At 45.7% G+C, this 19,741-nt stretch carries 22 protein-coding genes; 2 read left to right on the forward strand and 20 right to left on the reverse strand.

Annotated features, from left to right (window positions below):
• Positions 1-100: 100 nt before the first annotated feature.
• Positions 101-1,729: a phosphoethanolamine--lipid A transferase gene (locus tag L0991_18845; GenBank protein XGB64089.1), complete on the forward strand. Its 1,629-nt coding sequence runs from the start codon at positions 101-103 to the stop codon at positions 1,727-1,729.
• 53 nt (positions 1,730-1,782) lie between these two features.
• Here L0991_18845 and L0991_18850 read toward each other — a convergent pair whose 3' ends face one another.
• The 11 genes from L0991_18850 to lafA all read right to left on the reverse strand — a co-directional run bounded on the left by L0991_18850 (position 1,783) and on the right by lafA (position 10,162).
• The gene (locus tag L0991_18850; GenBank protein ID XGB64090.1) at positions 1,783-2,439 is read right to left on the reverse strand and encodes a lytic transglycosylase domain-containing protein; all 657 of its coding nucleotides are present in this window, start codon (positions 2,437-2,439) and stop codon (positions 1,783-1,785) included.
• 172 nt (positions 2,440-2,611) lie between these two features.
• Positions 2,612-2,902, reverse strand: coding sequence for a hypothetical protein (locus L0991_18855; protein ID XGB64091.1), 291 nt, complete (start codon positions 2,900-2,902; stop codon positions 2,612-2,614).
• Positions 2,895-3,872 carry an OmpA family protein gene (locus tag L0991_18860; GenBank protein ID XGB64092.1) on the reverse strand — a complete coding sequence of 326 codons (978 nt, stop codon included), beginning with the start codon at positions 3,870-3,872 and terminating at the stop codon, positions 2,895-2,897. Before L0991_18860 ends, L0991_18855 begins: the two co-directional genes overlap by 8 nt.
• Before the next feature lie 7 nt (positions 3,873-3,879).
• A complete protein-coding gene (motA, locus tag L0991_18865) occupies positions 3,880-4,752 on the reverse strand; it encodes a flagellar motor stator protein MotA (GenBank protein XGB64093.1) in 873 nt (290 codons plus the stop codon).
• Positions 4,740-5,447 carry a sigma-70 family RNA polymerase sigma factor gene (locus L0991_18870; GenBank protein ID XGB64094.1) on the reverse strand — a complete coding sequence of 236 codons (708 nt, stop codon included), beginning with the start codon at positions 5,445-5,447 and terminating at the stop codon, positions 4,740-4,742. Before L0991_18870 ends, motA begins: the two co-directional genes overlap by 13 nt.
• A 9-nt stretch (positions 5,448-5,456) precedes the next feature.
• A complete protein-coding gene (locus tag L0991_18875; GenBank protein ID XGB64095.1) occupies positions 5,457-5,891 on the reverse strand; it encodes a flagellar biosynthesis sigma factor in 435 nt (144 codons plus the stop codon).
• A 2-nt stretch (positions 5,892-5,893) separates the two neighbouring features.
• Positions 5,894-7,207: a flagellar hook-length control protein FliK gene (locus L0991_18880; GenBank protein ID XGB64096.1), complete on the reverse strand. Its 1,314-nt coding sequence runs from the start codon at positions 7,205-7,207 to the stop codon at positions 5,894-5,896.
• A gap of 2 nt (positions 7,208-7,209) precedes the next feature.
• The gene (locus L0991_18885; GenBank protein XGB64097.1) at positions 7,210-7,509 is read right to left on the reverse strand and encodes a hypothetical protein; all 300 of its coding nucleotides are present in this window, start codon (positions 7,507-7,509) and stop codon (positions 7,210-7,212) included.
• Positions 7,493-7,897 (reverse strand): flagellar export chaperone FliS, encoded by a 405-nt coding sequence (gene fliS, locus L0991_18890; GenBank protein ID XGB64098.1) that lies wholly within the window; start codon positions 7,895-7,897, stop codon positions 7,493-7,495. The genes L0991_18885 and fliS overlap by 17 nt, the downstream gene beginning before the upstream one ends.
• Positions 7,898-7,907: 10 nt before the next feature.
• Positions 7,908-9,230 carry a flagellar filament capping protein FliD gene (fliD, locus tag L0991_18895; GenBank protein XGB64099.1) on the reverse strand — a complete coding sequence of 441 codons (1,323 nt, stop codon included), beginning with the start codon at positions 9,228-9,230 and terminating at the stop codon, positions 7,908-7,910.
• A 95-nt stretch (positions 9,231-9,325) separates the two neighbouring features.
• Positions 9,326-10,162, reverse strand: a complete 837-nt coding sequence (gene lafA, locus L0991_18900; GenBank protein XGB64100.1) for a lateral flagellin LafA — start codon at positions 10,160-10,162, stop codon at positions 9,326-9,328.
• Between the two features lie 165 nt (positions 10,163-10,327).
• Here lafA and L0991_18905 point away from each other — a divergent pair, with 165 nt between their 5' ends.
• Complete coding sequence (locus L0991_18905; protein XGB64101.1) at positions 10,328-12,415, forward strand: flagellar biosynthesis protein FlhA; 2,088 nt, start codon at positions 10,328-10,330, stop codon at positions 12,413-12,415.
• A gap of 149 nt (positions 12,416-12,564) precedes the next feature.
• Here the strand turns inward: L0991_18905 and L0991_18910 are convergent, their stop codons facing one another.
• The 9 genes from L0991_18910 to L0991_18950 form a co-directional block, all read right to left on the reverse strand.
• Positions 12,565-13,080, reverse strand: a complete 516-nt coding sequence (locus L0991_18910; GenBank protein XGB64102.1) for a glycine zipper 2TM domain-containing protein — start codon at positions 13,078-13,080, stop codon at positions 12,565-12,567.
• 180 nt (positions 13,081-13,260) lie between these two features.
• Positions 13,261-13,968 carry a flagellar basal body P-ring formation chaperone FlgA gene (gene flgA / locus L0991_18915; protein ID XGB64103.1) on the reverse strand — a complete coding sequence of 236 codons (708 nt, stop codon included), beginning with the start codon at positions 13,966-13,968 and terminating at the stop codon, positions 13,261-13,263.
• A gap of 13 nt (positions 13,969-13,981) precedes the next feature.
• On the reverse strand, positions 13,982-14,401 hold the full coding sequence (locus tag L0991_18920; GenBank protein ID XGB64104.1) for a hypothetical protein: 420 nt from the start codon (positions 14,399-14,401) through the stop codon (positions 13,982-13,984).
• On the reverse strand, positions 14,391-14,678 hold the full coding sequence (locus tag L0991_18925; GenBank protein ID XGB64105.1) for a flagellar biosynthesis anti-sigma factor FlgM: 288 nt from the start codon (positions 14,676-14,678) through the stop codon (positions 14,391-14,393). Before L0991_18925 ends, L0991_18920 begins: the two co-directional genes overlap by 11 nt.
• A 61-nt stretch (positions 14,679-14,739) precedes the next feature.
• Positions 14,740-15,747, reverse strand: a complete 1,008-nt coding sequence (locus tag L0991_18930; protein ID XGB64106.1) for a hypothetical protein — start codon at positions 15,745-15,747, stop codon at positions 14,740-14,742.
• A gap of 13 nt (positions 15,748-15,760) precedes the next feature.
• Positions 15,761-16,765: a flagellar motor switch protein FliG gene (fliG, locus tag L0991_18935; protein XGB64107.1), complete on the reverse strand. Its 1,005-nt coding sequence runs from the start codon at positions 16,763-16,765 to the stop codon at positions 15,761-15,763.
• 32 nt (positions 16,766-16,797) lie between these two features.
• Entirely contained in the window at positions 16,798-18,471 is a 1,674-nt protein-coding gene (gene fliF / locus L0991_18940) for a flagellar M-ring protein FliF (protein ID XGB64108.1), read from the reverse strand.
• A 14-nt stretch (positions 18,472-18,485) separates the two neighbouring features.
• Positions 18,486-18,761 carry a flagellar hook-basal body complex protein FliE gene (locus L0991_18945; GenBank protein XGB65415.1) on the reverse strand — a complete coding sequence of 92 codons (276 nt, stop codon included), beginning with the start codon at positions 18,759-18,761 and terminating at the stop codon, positions 18,486-18,488.
• A gap of 128 nt (positions 18,762-18,889) precedes the next feature.
• A complete protein-coding gene (locus L0991_18950) occupies positions 18,890-19,687 on the reverse strand; it encodes an OmpA family protein (protein ID XGB64109.1) in 798 nt (265 codons plus the stop codon).
• Positions 19,688-19,741 lie beyond the last annotated feature (54 nt).

The following is a 19,741-nucleotide window of genomic DNA, read 5'->3' on the forward strand; positions in this document are numbered from 1 at the left end:
ATCGCTCACGATCGTCTATTTGAGCTGTGTAGGTTGATATTAGAGCTTTCTTGATAGCGAGACTAAAATAAAGGGATAAAAAGCGCAGGAGACAAGCATAGTGAATCTACCAAGTGTAAATATGTCGATAAACAAACTGCCCTTTGTATTGGCGGTATATTACCTGCTGATTATCAACATACCGCTCTCCCAAGAACTATTTAGTATTGTTCAGTCTTCAAAATCTGAAAGCCTCTGGTTTGTTCTATCCATTCCAATCTTCTTCCTCGCAGCGTTCAACTTCATCTTCCAAATCTTCAACTGGCCAATATTCTCCAAGCCATTTTTTATCTTCTTGCTTATCACTTCAACACTCGTCAGCTACAGCATGTTTAACTATGGCATCTATGTAGACTACGGGATGATAGAAAACGTATTCGAAACCAATAGTGGTGAAGCGGCCAGTTATGTAAGCGCTCACTCTGCATTGTGGCTGGTGCTGATGGGCGGCATTCCATCTATCGCTCTTTTGTTCACAAAATTAGAAAAAGAATCGTGGAAAGACTTCCTAGTATGGAAAGCTATTGGGCTGCTTTCATCTTTGATCGTGATTACCATCATCGCAGGGCTGTTCTACAAAGATTATGTCTCAATTGGTCGTAATAACTCTCATATCAAGAAGATGATTATCCCGACCGAGTACGTGGCATCGACGGTAAAATACATCAATAACACCTATATCAAACAACCGGTTCCTTATCAAGAATTAGGGTTAGACGCCCAACAAAAGCCGCAAGCAAAAACCGCAACCAAACCGACCTTACTGGTGTTTGTGCTCGGCGAAACTGCACGCGTGTATAACTACCAATATCATGGCTACGAGCGAGAAACCAACGCTCATACCAAACCTTACAACCCAATATTTTTCTCTGACGTACAGTCATGTGGAACCGCTACCGCCGTGTCTGTACCCTGCATGTTCTCTAACATGAACCGAAGTAACTACGACCGCGACAAAGCCTACAACCAAGATAACGTGGTCGACATCATGAACCGAGCCGGTATTCACTCAATCTGGCGAGAGCACGATGGTGGAGACAAGGCAGTAGCACACCGAATCAAAGAGATGACTCTGGTAGCCAAAGATAGCGATCCTTTGTGCAACAAAGACGTGTGCTATGACACAGCGATGCTAGAGGATTTCGAGAAAGATACTCAAGATATTAAACAAAATAGCATCATTTTCTACCATATTTCGGGTTCTCATGGCCCAACCTACTTTGAACGTTACCCAGAAGAACATAAGAAATTCACGCCAGACTGTGCTCGTGCAGATATTGAAAACTGCACCAAAGAGGAAGTCGTCAATACCTACGACAACACCATCTTATACACGGATTTCTTTATCTCACAGGCGATCCAGAAACTTGAGACGCTGACAGAAAAATACAATGTCGCGCTGATGTATATCTCGGATCACGGAGAGTCTTTGGGGGAGAACGGCGTTTACCTTCATGGGATGCCTTATTCATTAGCACCGAAAGAACAAACCCATGTCCCGATGATTGTATGGATGTCTGATGGCTTTGCCGAGCAAAAAGGGATCAACCAGACTTGCTTAAGAAAGGCAGGAAAAGAGCAGAGTTTTTCACACGATAACTTGTTTGACTCCCTACTTGGCTTAATGGACGTGCAAACCACTGAGTATAGGAAGAACCAAGATATCTTCGCTCCGTGCCGCTCGTTTTAAAAGAGGCTTGTGTACTTTTAATTCCAAAAAGTGATTCTCGTATTCACTAACCATCACAACGAAACCAACGGTGGTAAGGGGTTTAAGTCAACCAAAGGCGCGTTTTGCCAGTGACTTTCGCTGGCAAACAGCCACATTGGCGCAACCGAGTTTTTTTTAAGTGAAGTGACGTCCACTAACACTAGCAAGGCGTAAAAACGATGAACATAATCGACGGTCTCTTTAGGTAATCGTAAATCGGAAAACTGCCGACTACCCGCCTTTTTAACAGCCCGTTGCACTCGCCCCTCTCCAGCGTTATATGCCGCAAGCGTGAGGTTAATATCTCCATCAAACTTGCGATACAAAAAATCGAGATACTGCATCGCCGCATGAGTGCTAGGTTCAATCTCAAACCTTTGATCTTGCCTGTCATTAACCGTCAAACCAAACCTTTCAGCAGTGGCTGGCATCAGCTGCCATAAACCTGCCGCTTTAGCGTGAGATACCGCGTTGGCGTTGTACGAAGACTCAAGCATAGGTACCAACACTAAGCTGTCGGGGAGTGACCGCTCAGCAAGCTGCCTAAAGATCTCGTTAACCAATGGGTCGAACTCTTCTAGCTTTTTCAGTATTTGGCTTTGATATGGCTTAAGCGTATTGATGTGGGGCTGGATTGCGTTATGGGGCGGACGATTTTGCGCATAACTGGAAGTAATTTGAAGACACATAAGGAACAGCACCAGCCTAAATAACCAGTGTACGAGAAGTTGAGCGCTCAAACATTTTGCCAAAACATCACTCCATCATCGTATTGTTTTGATACGTATTAATCGTTCTTTATCCGTGTTAACAGCGACTTTCAACCTTAGAAGCACACCTATGCTCTGTTCATTCAAAGACTCACCAAAAAAAGGTTAATACCACGATGGTACAACCCAGAAACACCGCGAAACAGATGGGAATCACTAAGTGCTTATCTTTCTCGAGAGAAATAAAACCTTGTGGCTGTTGCACAATAAACATCACCAACAAAATATTGTAGATAGCAATCAACAAACCTACGATAAAAACATCGAAATACAGCAAACTTGTCGCTAAATAGACATAATAACCAATTAAGATGTAATCAATCAGTACTAGCCAAGCTAGGCACTTTCGTGTGTTAAACATGACGTTGAGTGATTCAGTCATAGCGACTTAGCACTTCAAAAGAGGTGACTGGTTGGTTCAACTCCGCTTGTCTAACGGCCCTTCTCTTACTGTCGGGCAAAACCTTATCTAACTCATGCTGAGCAAGTGGCGAAGAGCCATTACCTTTAGCGCTGCCAATCGCAAAAGACTTGTAGACCTTGTTTAATTGCGCCAACGTATTCGCCGTTAAAATATAGAGCTCGATGCGACGATTAATGCCAGACTTGGTGTTCTCATAATCGACTGGAGCAGTATCACTCATTCCAGTCACTTGGAAAATATGCCGCTCTTGCAACCCTCCTTTATTCAAATAGTAACGTGCGCTATTTGCTCTATTGCTTGATAGCTCCCAGTTCGTCATGCGGCTTCCCTTATAGCGACTGGCGTCCGTATGACCAGTAATGATCATCTTATTCTCAATATTCTCGAGTAAGCCTGCGAGGTTGAGTAACAGGTCCTGATAAAAAGGCGTCACTTTCGCGCCACCTCGGAAAAACATCGGCCCTTTGTCTGAGTCTGCAATCACTAATTTAGCGCCCTGTGGCGTAACAAAAACACTGACACTGCCAAGTGCATCAATGCCTGAAAGCTCTTGGGTTATGCGCTGTGCCAGCATTTCAAGCTCCTGCTGACTGTTGAATTCCCCTTGCAAAACTGAGGTGTCATTAATCCGATGAAGATCGGCATCATAGTGGGAGGTCGCGACATGAGGCAGTGGTAGCGGATTAATTGAATTGCCACCACTCTCACTGGTGCCTAAATGCATGATTGGGTCGTTGCCGTAAGCAAAGTAATTGAGGAGTTTTTTCTGGTCGTCAACATCCACGACCTGCAAAATCCATAGCACCAAGAAGAGACACATCAGCGAAATCATCAGATCCGCCATTGCGACCTTCCAACCACCATGTTGCAGTTCATTACGCTTACGGCGACCTTTTTTCTGAATAATGATTTGAGGTTGCTGCATCATCGTCTCCTTAACTTGATGACGGCTGCTGTCTTAATACTTCAACCGCTTTCTCAAGTTCAACAAATGATGGCTTGTAGCGCGTCTCGATATTTTTTCGACCGGCATTGGCACACATGTGAGCGGACTGCCCTTGCGCATAAGCGGACAATATCGACTTAACACACAACAAAGGCGCTAGCTGATTCTCCGACACATCTTTAATGCTGCTCGACATCGGACCTAACACACAGTAACAACCAAAAACGCCAGTGAAAGTACCCACCAATGCGCCAGCAATGTTCTTACCAATTTCGCTTATCTCACCATCTAACCCCTGCATCGTGAGGATTATCCCCATCACCGCCGCTAAGATCCCTAACCCTGGCATCGCCTCAGCAGTGGCATGCAGTTTCTCTGACGGCTTAGTATATTCGTCTTCTAGATGTTCGATTTCTTCTTCAAGAAACGCCTCAAGTAAATGTTGAGATTGCTTACCCGTAATCACCTGACGGAACGAATCGATAATAAATTGCGTGGTCAACGCATCTTTGGCAATTCGGGGATACTTCGCGAAAATCTTGCTGGATTCAGGATTCTCCACATGAATATCCAACGCTTTGATGTTCTTCACTCTCGCGGTATTGATCAGCTCAAACATCAATGACAATAACTGCTGATAATAGTCCTTGTTGTAAGGGGTCGATCGAAACGCAATTCCAATCTGTTGTACCATCAATTTAAGCGTTGAAGAGGTCGTAGACATCAGCAAGCTGGCGAAGGCCGCACCAAAAATAATGATGATCTCTGATAGCTTAAAGATGAACTCAAACTTACCACCAAGGAAAATGAAGCCGCCAAAAATCACGCTCAATACAACGACAATGCCGATTAACTTTTGCATACATCACTCTCCTTAATTCTGCTTTTGAGAATGCCCAAGCCTCGATGCTTGAGTCGGTGTACCTTAATCTCATTGATATCAAGGACCAACGCTGTCTCTTTGGTGCTCAAGCTCTTCACATAAACCAGGTACAGAATCCGCTGCTCCATTGCAGGAAGCGAGTTCAACACCTCTTTTACCTCGTTAAACAGCACTTCTTTGTCGGCTTCGGGGACAGCGGTTACCACCGACTCTAGCTCGATATCATCAAACACATCCACGAGAGTCATAGCTTGCTGATAATCGCTCGCTTCAACCCCTAAATGTCGACAGACTTCATTGCTGGTTGGCTCCCTCCCGAGTTGCTGGAGTAACTGTCGCTCGGCATGTTTGATGCGATTAACCAGTTGGCGCTTATCACGCTCCATGTAGTCACGTCGACGCAATTCATCGATCAATTCACCACGAATACGCACCGCAACGGCACGGCGAAAATCATCATTAGCCACATGGTCAAACTTTCTCAATTCAATCACTAAGGTCATCATGGCGGTCTGTTTAAGGTCTTCAAACGTGCCCTCATCCACCGCATAACGGTATTGATACAGCAGCCCATTAATCAACTTAATGTTTTGCTGCAATACCAACTTCTCAAGCTCTTGTAGCGTTGCTTGGTCATCAGTTTGGGTGTGTTGATACTTGGGCTGCATTAACATGATGACGACCTATTGAAATACCGCTTTGGTCACAAGCACATCACCCACTTGTAAGCTTGGTAACTCGTCCAAATCGTCTTTCAAATCATCTTGAATGACATAGATAAACTGCTTGTTATAAAAATAAGACGCCTCCTTCACACTGAATTTTTTGATGATTCGATTTTTGATTCTGCTCAGTTGATCATGCACGTAACCACTGTTTCTCTCTGGCGTAAACATAGAGACATCCAGCAACAACAGACTTTGTCGGTTACCTAAATTAATCGGCACAAGCACATTTTCTAACTGAACCTCAATCTGTTGCGTTGGAGCCGGCTCTGGCTCACTCGGGGTTAACCATGAACTCAAGACCGCCATATTCAGCTGATTGGTTTGATAAAACCAAAAACCGGTTACACATAGAGCAAGGGTTAAAGCAAAGGTGATAAAGACTTTAATCATGTTCAGACCCTCGCTATGTATGCTTGGTATTCCAGTACGTACTCTGGTTGCTCTTGCGCGTGATCATCACTGGAGGACAGACGTTCTTGCTCTAAGAGCTGATTTTGTTGCTTCGAATCAGGTTGGCGATGAGTCGGCTGGTCGAGAACAATATTTACCTCAGACAATTCGGAATTTTGCGCGGTCAATTCGTGTCTCAAACGCTCAGATGTCGCTAAGATGGCTTCTCTGGTTAGCGCTGATGACGCACTCATTTGGATGTTAACTTTGTCACCGTCCATGCGAATATACATCTCGACCTTACCTAATTCAGGTGGATCAAAACGAATTCGAGCCGCCTGATTTAACGTATCGAACTGAAGCTGGATTTTGTCTCTCAAAACTTGATGTATCTGCCTTTGGCTCTCTAAACTAAGCTCTTTGGTCGCTTCAACCACCGGGGCCATCGCCCTAACATGGCTGCTATCACTGGTAGCATTAACGGCTTCAACTAAGGGCAACCCCGTTAACAATGGTGTGTTGGAAGTAGCGCCTAATTTGAGGCTTGCAGGAGTGGCGTTGAACATTGAACTGGCCAGCTGATGAGTAGACGACAAAGCAAGCTCAGAGGGGTTATATCTATTAGGCGTGTGACCAAAAAATGAAGGCGTATTCGCTGGCCAATCAAGCCCTGAATATTCCACTCCCTTAGAAGACAATAAAGCGCTGCTCGTTGAACCGAATTCAAAACCTACTCCCCGTCTTTGATTCATCGACTCCAACTGTTGGGTAACAGAACGAGCAATCGCACTTAACTGCGGTGGTTGAATCTGTGATTGCAACACAAGCTCTTGTGGCGAATTGAGCGACTGCACCGCCGCTCTATCACTCAAGTTCAACCCTTGCACTGATGATTCCAGTTGAGATAAAGGTAAGTAAGAGTGAGTAGTATCAAGCTCAGGATTCAATAATTCAGAATTAGATAGTTGTGAGTAAGAGAGTACCGAATGAGCAAAACCAGCCATGCCTTCAGGAGAATTGGAGGTGGTGAGATAAGCAGGATCTGGAGAGCTTGCAGCCATAGACGAACTCACCTGGTCGAGTACCGAAAATAGCGACTGAAAAGACTGTGCAAGCGGCGTCATACGTATTTCGCCCAATTCTGAAGCCAATCGTTCAGAAGCTAAAGGGGCAGAAGCTACCGGATCAGAAGCTAAGTGGTCAAAGGCTTGAGGCGCCGATAACGTACTCGCGGTGTTACTTTTCACCGAAGAACTTGCCGTCGACAGTACATCCAAACTCCCCCGATAAGACGACGTTTGTGCTTGCAATTCCATAATTACTCTCCCGCTCTGACCTGTGTCTGAGCATAGGCTTTGTCACGTTCACGTAGACTGATATTGTTACTAAGCTGCTGTTTTAATATGGCTTGTTCATGGTTCACCAAGATTCGGCATTGCTCATGAATCGCCTTCAGTCGCCTGACGATAACAACATAGTCAGGGTGCGACTGTTCAACGGCTATAAGCACCTTTTTCACTAACAGATTAAGTTTCGCGATCTCAGCAAATTTTTTATGATTTGCTGCATCCTCTAACTTACTGACAAGACGTTCTAGCTGTTTAGGACTGGGCTTCATCAAGCCACTCCATGGCGCCTTCCCAGCCCTCTTTCAGATCGGTCACGACGCCAATCAACTTAACTATCAGCTCGGTATTCATCTCTTTTGACGCCTCAAATACAGTCGCTATGGCGTGCTCATATAAGGCGTGTATGTTTTGGATAAGCTCTTCCCCGGTCGATAAATCTAGAGACGCATCGAGCCCGACTAAAATATCAATCGATTTTTGTGTTGCTTTGGATTTGAGTTCCAAGTCTTTGGTTTCAATTGAGAATTTTACACTTTCCAACTCTTGAATCAGTCGCTCATGTAACATACAAATCAATTCAAAGCTCGACGACACTGAAGCATTCGCCGTCACTTGAACATTGGCATAATTGGCTTGCTGCTGTTTCCCTAAAAGCATGTGTAGCTCCCTAAATAGTGAAAAGTCCCGATACCGAATCCAACTGGCTACTGAGTGAGTTCAGTTGAGTAAACTGAGACAAGTAGCGGTTGTAGTAAGTCTCATAACGAGTGTCGAGTGCCGCTAAGGCGTCATTAATGCGGCTCTTTTCATTGTCGAGTGTATCGATGCGTCGATTAAGGGAGCCGTTGGAGAAGTCGATATAGGTTTCAAGTTTGCTTTCAAACGCTTCAAAAACTCCACCGCTTCCGGTAAATAGCGTTTCAAAATCGACCGTCGCTGCCGTACTTTCAAATTTGCTAGAGTCCAGGCTGAGCTTGCCATCACGGTCGATTTCGAGCCCTAACTCAAACAAGCGAGTACCGTTGTAATCATCTCGAATAACGCTAGCCAGTTGGTTTTCAATACTGCGCACTGCGCTATCTGAAGCCAACACTCCCCTTGCCTCATCCTCATTACCAGAGGCAGTCAGGTTAGTGATCTCGGTAACGGCGCTGTTATAGGCGTCGACAAACTCTTGTAAAGAAGCGACCGTGGCAGAAAAGTCATCACCTATTTCGATCTTTGTCGCTGAATCTCCGGCGTTGTTCGCCTTAGTCAGCGTAAGGTCGACCCCATCGATAAGCGATTCAAAGGTATTACTTGAGTTAGTAAGTTGAGTGCCAAACTCACCACCGAGTGCGATCACCGCATCTTGGGCGGTTTGCATAGGTGCAGCGCTTGCTGTCGCGACGACTGTATCCCAACCACTTGCTGCATCTGCAGACAAAGTAAAAGCTGCGTCAGCACCTTCATTTTCAGAACCAAACAGTACTTTCATCGCCCCTTGCGACTTAACGAGAGTAGCTTGAATAGAACCGTCAAATTGATCATTGAAGTAACTGACAAACTCGCTGTACGTGACATCACCGCTTACGTCAGTGTCTGCATCCATAATATTGATGTCTGTAGTAACGCCGTCTTGAGTGACAGAAAATACGCCCCCCGACGCCATCACATCATTTGAATCGACCGAGTTGGCATCAAAAACCACTTGATGATTAGAAGCCATCTGTTGCACAAAAACATCTAAGTTCATGTCATTCACACCAGAATCGACGGAGAGAGAAAAATAGTCATCACTCGATGTCGAGGTTGACGTTTGAGTGAGACTTGAGCCCGATTTCGTGAATTCATAGATCTTGTTTTCGAGAGATTGAAGGGCCGTTTTAACTTTACCGATAGCGGATGTTTTAGAAGCGATCATCGACAGCTTTTGGTTGTAACGAAACTCAAACGGCTGCACATCTAAACTGGCAAAATTACTGGCTAACTGAGCCGCGTCAACGTTCATAACCCTTCCCCTTAATTCTATAGGAGGTACAGCTCTACCCTCCTAGTGATCGGCTATGTATATAGCCATTACTGCGTAAACAATTACCACTCAACCTAGCCCAATAAGCTCATCGCCAACTGCGGCACCATCTTAGATGCACTCAGCATAGAAGCACCTGATTGCATGAGCATTTGAGACTTACTCATCATGCCGGACTCAGAGGCAAAATCGGTATCCATGATTCGACCTTTAGAGGACTCTAGGTTTTCCGTCATGTTGCCAAGATTGGTAATAGTATGTTCAAGACGGTTAATATTCGCACCGAACTCAGCTCGCGCAGTACCCAGCAGTTCAATAAGACCACCCGCACCAGAGAGGTTATCGATATTAGATGCAGCAGTTAAAGCACCACCACCGGCCGCTAGTGCGTGACCTGTCACCGCACCGACTTCAGTTGATGCATTAACCGTTAAAGTTTCAGTTGATGAGGTGCCTATCTGAAACACAACCGCACCTGCGCCGAAGCTACCTGTAGTTAACAAATTCGTACCACCAAAATTCGTATTCGACGCTATGTTGGCCAGCTCATCACTAAGCGCATTAAACTCAACATCAATCGCAGTTTGGTCTGCTGTAGAATTAGTCCCATTTGCATACTGAACAGCTAGGTCGTTCATTCGATATGCAATATTGGTCATCTCATCAAAGGCCCCCTCTGCTGTTTGCATCATAGAGATTGCATCCTGAGAATTACGCATTGCCACGCTCATCCCACGTGATTGAGCTTCCAAACGGTTAGCAATTTGCAAACCCGCCGCATCATCCGCAGCTGAGTTAATTCGAAAGCCGGTGGACAGTTTTTCCATTGATTTAGTTAACGCATTGTTGGTCGACTGCAATGTATTTTGAGTCACTAAGCTTGCGTAATTTGTATGTACTGATATAGCCATCTGATGTTCCCCATCTGTGTTTGCTGTTCACTAACTGTTAACGACAGAGGAAAATTTTCATTTCATATTTTTCGAAAAAAGATCACTAAATTTAAAAATAGCAAGGCTCAAAAATGAGAAGTACGTAAAAATATCCTAGTATATTAATCAACAATATTCATAATAATGGTTGTTATGAGACACGTATTTAATACAGTGGCTGCAAGGCTAACAATTCCAATTGTGTTACTCATGATCTTGGCGATGGTGATTTTGCCGCTGCCTCCTATTCTATTGGATGCGTTTTTTACCTTTAACATCATGCTTGCCATTGTTGTCTTACTGGTCAGCAGCACCGTTTCGCGAGTGCTTGATTTCTCTATATTTCCATCACTATTACTTGTCGCAACCTTACTTCGATTAACTCTTAACGTCGCCTCTACCCGTATTGTTCTACTCGAAGGTCACAATGGCGGAGACGCCGCAGGTAAGGTCATTCAATCTTTCGGTGAAGTGGTTATTGGCGGGAGCTACGTTGTCGGTATCGTAGTATTCGTGATCTTGATGATCATTAACTTTGTGGTTATCACCAAAGGGGGCGAACGGATCTCCGAAGTATCTGCGCGCTTTACTCTGGATGCCCTACCAGGGAAACAGATGGCCATCGATGCCGACTTAAATGCAGGTGCAATCGATCAGAAAGAAGCCAAAACTCGACGTTTAGAAGTAGGAGAAGAGGCTGAGTTCTATGGCGCAATGGACGGTGCCAGTAAGTTTGTTCGTGGTGATGCGATTGCCGGGCTATTGATTCTATTCATCAACGTAATCGGGGGAGTGCTGATAGGCATTTTTGAGCACAACCTCAGCGCAGAAGCGGCTTTTCAAACCTATGCCCTACTAACGATTGGTGATGGTCTGGTTGCTCAAATTCCATCGCTGTTGCTGGCCACCTCTGCCGCTATTATCGTGACGCGAATCAGTGACAACGATAACGACATGGCGCAAACGGTCAAAAGGCAGTTACTTGCGTCACCGAACAACTTATACATGGCAGCAGGGGTTATGTTTGTTATCGGTAGCGTGCCAAACATGCCACACTTAGCCTTTTATACCTTTGCCGTCTTGCTAGCGTTCGTCGGCTGGAGACAATCGAAATTTCAGCATGTGACACCCGAGACCAGCCCCGATTTAGATGCGCTTCCTCAGCCCCACCAAGAAAACACCATCGATTGGAGCATTATTCCCAACGTCGATGTGATTGCTTTGTCGTTAGGCTTCAAGCTGGTTCCTTTGGCGAGCTCACAAAAGGGCGGCAATTTGATTAAAAGTATCCGTGGTAGCCGAAAGACACTCAGTGAACAAATAGGCTTTGTGATGCCAGAAGTGGTCATCACCGACAACCTTTCACTCAAGCCTTCTGAGTATGCCATTAGCATTGATGGTGATGAGATTGAGCGTGGTGAGGTGTATGCCGATAAAGCGATGGCAGTCGGCAACCATATTGACCACCCAGATCTGGATGGCATTGTTGGCATCGACCCTGCTTATCAGCTTCCAGCCCTATGGATTAAAAAAGGCGACAAAACCAAGGCGATCAACCATGGATTTCAGGTCATTGAAGTACATGATGTTATCGCGACCCACGTCAGCAAAGTATGCAGCGAACACCTAGACAACATCTTCAATTACGATGATGTAAAAGCCCTCAACCAACGACTTGCTATGCAGCACCCTGAGCTTGCAGAGAACCTAGCGAGCGTCATTAGCCCGAACCTACAAATGCAGGTCATCCGTCAGTTACTGGCTCAACAAGTGCCTATCATTAACGTAAGGACCATCGCTAATACCATTATTGAAAGCGTCGACACCATAAAAGACCCAATCTTGCTGTCCTCTAATATTCGGGTCGCGTTAAAACGAACCATCGTCAATTTGATCTCACCAAACAGCAAGACCATCCATGCTTTCATTATTGGAGCAACCTTAGAAGGTGAATTGAAAGGCGCGATCTCTTTGAGTCAGCAAAGCGATCCCAATATCCCTCTCGACTCGATTCCTGTTGAACCGACCATCTTGCAAAAATTCCAAAACCGCATGCCGACCATAGTACAAACCATGCAGAGCCAAAACCTGCCACCGGTTATAGTTGTACCGCCCACGACACGCCCGATGATCGCCAAGTTAGCAAAAGCCTTTGCCAAAGAGCTGATTGTGCTGAGTTACAACGAGATCCCAAATGAGTATGGGTTGAACGTATTGGGGGATGTGGAATAAGTCATAAGAGGCAAGAAAGAAGCCCATCCAGCTCAAGAAAGCCTATTGATGAACCTCTTTATCCATTTACCTTCCCGCAAAGCCAATGAATGCTAAAACACTCTGACAAAAAATGAATTCACCATTTAACAGGCGGGAGTCTATTCATCCTATTGGGGCAAGACAACCTGACCTGAGACGATCGGGAAAGTGTTTGTGGTTGGCTTTTTAGCCAAACGTACGGTCGTCAAAGCGCCGCCGATTTCGTAAGTCACATCGTATCCATCAACTTGTGTCGATGTGGTGTATTCGGTGCTGCAGCGTTGCTCGGTAGTCGTTATTGTATCGTTTTTCTGTGCGTTATCTTGAATCTTACGCCCTGTCATTGCTCCTGCTACCGTGCCAACAGCCGTCGCGATGGTTTTTCCTGAGCCACCTCCGACTTGGTTGCCCAAAGCGGCCCCAGCAGCAGCGCCGCCGATCGTGCCTATAATCTTGGCTTCGTCTTTCACCTCAGCTTGTCGAGTAACCAGTACGTTATGGCAAACCTTATGAGGAGTCTTGACCGATTTGGTGACGGCCTCAACTAACGTAATATTGGCAAGTGTTGGGGCAGAAGCTTCCTCTTTACACGCTGAGAGTGTCACCACGGTTGTTGCTGCCATTACCACTGCTTTGATTTTCATTGTCTTTCCTTAATTATGTTTTTGTATCGGAGGGCATAATAAGGATTAAAATTAGTGATATTTCAGCGGTGAATGAATTCTATGTCATTGTCTGGTGAAGAGTCAGAGCCAGATAATCACACTGTAAAATTATTATCATGGCGTGGTGATTTACTATACAAACGCAGATTTGAGGAGGGTTTAGAAGACTCGAACTCTATTTTTTTCAATGACGACGCCGCGTAACAACTTTCCAGATTGTTGGTTCTTAATTGAGACCGTATCGCCTATCAGCCCACTTTCCAACGCCATTCCTAACGTTTCTAAACGGATACTTTTCGATTGAAAAACCACATCCACAGCGTGCCCCTTTTCAACGTCATAATCCAAATACATAGAAGATGTAGTCAATAAATCGCCCTTGTTTACTGAACGCTTGATTTTGCTGCCAGCGATTTCGTTAGCCTTGAAGAACACTTTTTGGTCTTTGTAGAGTTTGATAGGTTCAATCGCAATATCGTCATGCGTCAGTCTTTGGCCTTTCTTAAGTGCCTTGTTGGCTGTCGCAGTCCAGACGGTTATTGTCGACGTTGAGGTCGCTGAAAGGGTCCACCTCTCTGGCTCACAACGCACGTTCCACTTTTGTTTGCCAAGCTTGATTTTACTTCTGTGCGTGACTTCAACAGACTCGCTACACTGTGGTAACTGATGAATAGCTCGAGAAAAGCGGATCTGAATATCCAATTGGTACTGTTGGGGATAACGGTAACGCATGGTTTGTTCAATGAGCGATTGGATTTGAGTGGAGAGTTGTTGTTCAAGAGTAATGTTACCAACTTCTGCGCTCACCTTGGTCACACAACCAAGGGCGAACAGCCATGTGCTAGCTAGTTTTAATAACTTAGCCATACACCGCCTCAACCTAAACATTGACCCTTAATTGATGCTTACCAAGCGCCTCTTCCATTGCTTGATGCTGCATCACCATGACACTGCCTTGGCGCGCCAACTTAGTTTTGCACTGCTTGATGGTCAGCTCGATTTCCGTATCCAAAGTTTGAATACGTTGTAGTGCTTTTCCTTTGAGCCGAGCCTGCATACTTTTTGCGTACTGTCTGTCTTCACACCCCAGTCGCTTGGCCAGAGCAAATCGCTTATCGTCAGCGTCTGCTAGCCGTTGAGTCAGTGATGTGATCGCTTGATTGAGCGATTCCAGCTTCTGATACTCGCGGTTTAATATCGCCACACGGATGTCATCTAGACGTGCGGACAACTCGCCTGACAAAGCCAACACATGTTGACCATAAGTAATGTAACCAATCAGGTCGCTTCTACGTTCCATGATCCAGTCTCGTAATGACTTTCGCTAGTTCATCCATATCAAACACTAACTCTCCCGCGGAAATTTGCGCTTTAATCTGCTCGACTTTAGCCATATCGATATCGTCTACACCGTCAAAAAGGCTCTTGGTGTTATCGAGCAACTCCACCTCATGTTGAGAGAGGTTAATCGGCTTCACCTTCGCTTTTTGATCCGGCTCTGTCTTTTTGTTTTGAACCACATCTACCTGAGTATGAGGCACAACGTGTTTTACATTGTCGACCTTAATTTGACTCATCTCTGCCTACCCATTTTTCTGCACTACTAATTAACTATAACGGCAGTATTTCGTCTCTGTTTCACCTTTTTCTCAATAGTTTGATTACATTGTCTCTGGTTGGCCCGCTAAAGCCGCGATGAATAGACTTCAGCGACAGCTCTGGATTGCTCACTAACTGATGTTTAAAACTGCCTAATTTGTGCAACTCTGGGTGTGAACAAAACGCGATAAGCTGGTCAGCTTTTTGCCTTTTCATTTTCAACATTTTCGATAATGCCAAATACAGTTTATTGACCCGTTCAAGCAAGGCATCGATTTGTTGATTCGAACCAGGCTCATTGACCAACAAGCGACTGATGTCGTCCAACACCGGATAGCGAGCTTGAGCCTGTACCGCAATCGGTGGCCCTTCAGCATAGCGACCACCTTGACCCGAAACGAAAACCTGCCCATCCCACAAACGCCATTGTTGGTCTCGAATGCCGATCACAAACTCTTGTTGTTCATTAATTCTGAGCTGCAAATGCGCATAAGCAAACATCATCTTGAATTGTTCTAGCAATACCTCTCTGTCTTCTGAGCGTTCAAACGCCAACGGTATCAAGCGGTTGTTGATGTACAGAGAGACAACTTCATCACGAAACCGCTCTCGCTGTAAGTCGAGCCCTGGAACCGTGAACTCGATAAAAGGGTTATCACCTTGAATCGGTGCAAAACTTGAATCCACCACATAGTCACCAAACAACCGTTTCTGACTCCAAAACACCAGTTTTTTCTTAATGACATCAATATGGTTGGCTTGTTCAGGGTTGTATTGGTTCAGCTCGGCTAACTGGCGCAGCTTAATCAACTCACTCGCCACGGTTCGTAGCACTTCCCCGGCCATCATGAGCCTGCTGTACATTTTGTGAGAGTCGGCGACCTCAGCAATCAGCTTAGGCCTTTCTTGCAAGTTCATTTGCACCATTTGCTGTCGAATGAGTGCATTATTCGGCTTGTTGCTGGTCAGCTTTTCCGGCTTCTTAATCTTTCCTGTCGTTGTCGGATTCACTTGATTCTTGCGCTGCGTAATACCCGTGAGTTTCATACTGCCTCTCCAATTAGGTCAACCTTGGCTCATTAGCAAAGTTCAGCTTGATGATCTCTTCCGATTGCATTTGTTTGACGATTTCAATGATATCTTTCCGTGCTTGCTCAACCTGACTGACTGGCACCGCACCAATGCGTACCAGATTTTCTTTGAGCTCTGTCGATACCCGTTGTGGCATAGAGTTAATGATGTAAAGGCGGCAATCTTTATTGGTACCTTTCAGAGCATAAGCCCATTGCTCTAAGCTGACTCTTTCGTTAATCAGGTTGATGGTCTCTAGGTCTTGATTGAATAAGGTGAAGAAATCAAACATCGCCTCTTCCACCAGCTCTGCGGCTTCAGCGTCTTGATCATGAAGGAATTGGAATAAATTGCTTTTGTCACCGGAATAACGGTTGATGAGGTTCGCGACCACTTTCGAACCTTGCAAGCTGGCAGACCCACCACTGTGATAATTGATTTTGCAGCGATCGATAAGGTCTTTGAGTGTCTCCATCAAACCAGAGGTGAGTACCTGCGTTTTAGATATTTGCAGTATTAACGCATGGCACTCTTCTTCCTCATATTCATCCATGACACGGCCGCTGTATTCCAGAGGGAGGTGGGCAATCAACAGCGCTTGCAGGTTGATGTGCTCTTTTTTAAGGTCATTAACCAAGAGTTCTGGGGGAATCCACGCCAGTTTTTCAGCATGTGAGCGGATCTCGTCGCCATAAATCTCCGATACTAGATCTCTCGCCAAATTACCGTTTAATGTCTTTTCCAACACATTGGTGATGTATTGTCGTGTCCCGCCGAGAATCCCGGAGTGCTTACGAAAATCATCAAAAAAGCCCGACAAAGAGACCAAAGCATCCTTGGCTTTGATGTCCTTCATCTTACTCATGGCATGCGTGATCTGTTTTATCTCTTCATGGGTGAAGCCTTTGAGTACCTCAGAACCGATGTCTTCTCCCATCGTGAGCACCAACATCGCGACGCCATCCACTGATTGATAGGTTTGTTTGCCATCCATGCACCTTCTCCTACTGACTTTTATTTGGTTCGTTATGCTTGTATCCAAGTACGTAAAATCTCAGCCACCCTGTTCGGATCCTCTTTTGCGATTAGCTTGAGGTGTTTAATTTGAACTTCGAGTGGGCTATCTGCAGATGGCAAGTTGTCATCGAGTGCTTTAATACCGGTTGCATCAATACCTAGCGATTCCAGTTTGGATTGCAATGCAGCATCAGCGGCACGCTCCTCTTTAGTAATGACGTCATCGTATTCCATGCTTTCCGCTTCCAACTCTTCTTGCTCCGCTGACTTAGTGAGATATTGAGCAAGAGGTCGTAGCACCACCATGATCATCAAGCCACTGAGCATCACACCTAGCAAATATTTGAGAGGCTGCATAATGTGCGTGTTCTCAAACCAAGCTATCGGAGCTTGCTCTGGAATACTCGCAATCACAAAAGGGAAGTGAGTGATGTGAATGCTGTCACCGCGCTCGGTATTAAAACCGATGGCCGAACGAACCACATTCTCAACATTAGTAAGCTCTTCTGGAGTCCAAGTTTGATTGGGGTTCGCTAAATCGTTAACCACAATAGAAACCGAAAGGTTCTGCAAGACACCTTGCTGGTGCTGAGTATGGCGAACCTTGCCACTCACTGCATAATCACGCGATGTTTCACTTCGGTTAACCTTGGCGTTGGGCTCTGGTTGAGGCTCACCATCGGTCACTGGTGGTGTGTTACTCAATGCCCCCGGAATCCCAAGCGCCATCGACGACTCGTTCATGTCATTCAGTAAGGTCTCTTTTCGCACAACGGGATCAGCATAGATCTCTTCTGTTTCTTCCACCTTAGAGAAATCAATATCACTGGCAATTTGCACTCGAAAATTAGCCGCACCGAGAATCGGAGTCAGCATATCGGTCGCTTGAGCAACCAAGGTTTTTTCAAGGTTACGTTTGTAATCAGATTGCTTACCAATCGTCACGGTAATGTCCCCAACCGTCGCGTCATTCGATAACAAACGACCGTGTTGATCGACTACTCGCACATGTTCCGATTTAAGTCCTATCACCGCACCAGACACCAAGTTAATGATTGACTCAACCTGCGTCGGCTTGAGGTCCATCCCATTGATAATATGAACAATCACAGAGGCTCTCGGCTGCTCAGCGTCATCGCGCATAAATAGGCTTTCTTTAGGTATAGCTAGATGAACACGAGCCAAGCTCACGGCGCTCATGGTGGTAATACTGCGTGCCAGCTCGCCCTCTAAAGCATGGCGATAACGAGCATTCTCCATAAACTGACTTTCACCAAGGCTCTTTGAGCTATCCAGTGAATCAAAACCACTCGGCAATTGTTCTTTTAAGCCTTTCGACGCCAATATCATCCGGATCTTAGCGACATCACCTTCGGGCACCAGTATTTGTCCATCGTCCTGACTCAATTGGTAACGTATTGATTCCTCGTCCAACATATGCAGCACTTGGCTAGAGTCGAAGTTCGCCGATTTACTATAGAGGGGTCTAAACCTTTCCGATGACGTCCACAACATAATCACGATGATCGCCGCTGTGATCGTCGCAAAAATAGTGATGATAATGACGTTGCGCTGTGAACTCTGCCAAAACATGGTCAGCCACCCAGAGGCTTCCGTGAGCTTCTCTTTAGCGGTTCCCATGTTGTTGGTCAACGCGGGTTGAGTTTCTGCTTCTCCTGCCATCGCTAATCCCTAGCCTAAATTGGCATTTTTATGATGTCTTGGAAGTTGGACACCATCTTGTTGCGCACTTGCATTAATGCATTGAATGAGAGCTGGGCTTTCTGAGATGCGACCGTTGCTCCCAATAAATCATCGCTTTTCCCTAACTCAACAGCGGTGATTTTTTCTGCAGCATGAGACTGATACCTATCCACAGTATCAAGCACACTTTTTAAGGTGTTGCTGAACGCCAGTGAATTGTCCGATACCGGATTTACCGCAAGATTGTCATGCGTGATGCCTCTCACCATGTTTCCAGTGACGGCTTGGTTAGAGAATGGGTTACTGGCAACCTCTTGCTGCTGTTCTATCTTCCCTAACATGGCTTGTTGCATTTGGACTGCAGTCATCTTTTCCATTATTTACCCTCGCGGTTGCATCACTTGCGTACTAACCGAATTTCTACGCGACGATTCTTATCCCGGCCTTGCTGAGTCGTGTTGTCGTACTTGGGATAACGATCACCATGGCCACGTATCTCAATCATTTTCTTTGACACGCCATTGCCCATAAACCACTGCGCAACGTCGGATCCTCTCTGCTTCGAAAGTTGTAAATTAGCGACGGAGTCACCGGAGTTATCGGTGTACCCATCAATCAGAATTTTAATGATTCTCGAGTCTCGTTTAACCAAGGTACTGATGTCGTTAATGGTGCGCTTCTGCCCTTCGGTGAGGGCTACCGCACCCTGTTGAAAGCGCAGTTCGACTCGACGCGCATGTTGGAAATTGACAGGCGGCAAGCCATAACGACATTCATTGAATTGCTCTAAAGCTGGCTTAAAGTTGGTGGTTGGGAAATAGACATCAAAGTCCATCGCATTGACGTTAAACCAAGCGCCACTCGCCATATCATCCAACATCAAGGTAGCGCCATCGTCTGTCACCAGAGCGGCCCCTTGCTTGTTAACTCTTTCAATGGTGGTTGTGGTATAAGACTGAGACGTTCCCCATACCGGCTCAGTGGTATTGAACGACGTTGAGGTTGGCAGCGATCGCACACCTCGCTTTTCCACTCTGACTTTCATCGGGCTTGCTGCCAACAAAATGAATTGCACTGAAAAGCCAGTGTGGGGATCAAAAGAGTTCAGTTCACACATATCAACAGACTCAGTAAACCGCCACTCGACACTATCGAAGGGAACAATGTAGCGCTGTGCCAAAGCCGGAGACGACATTACTCCCCAGCTTATTAGACATGCACTCAGCACCTTGCCAAGTGGGCACCTAAA

The sequence above is a fragment of the Vibrio chagasii genome (assembly GCA_041879415.1).
GTDB lineage: Bacteria > Pseudomonadota > Gammaproteobacteria > Enterobacterales > Vibrionaceae > Vibrio.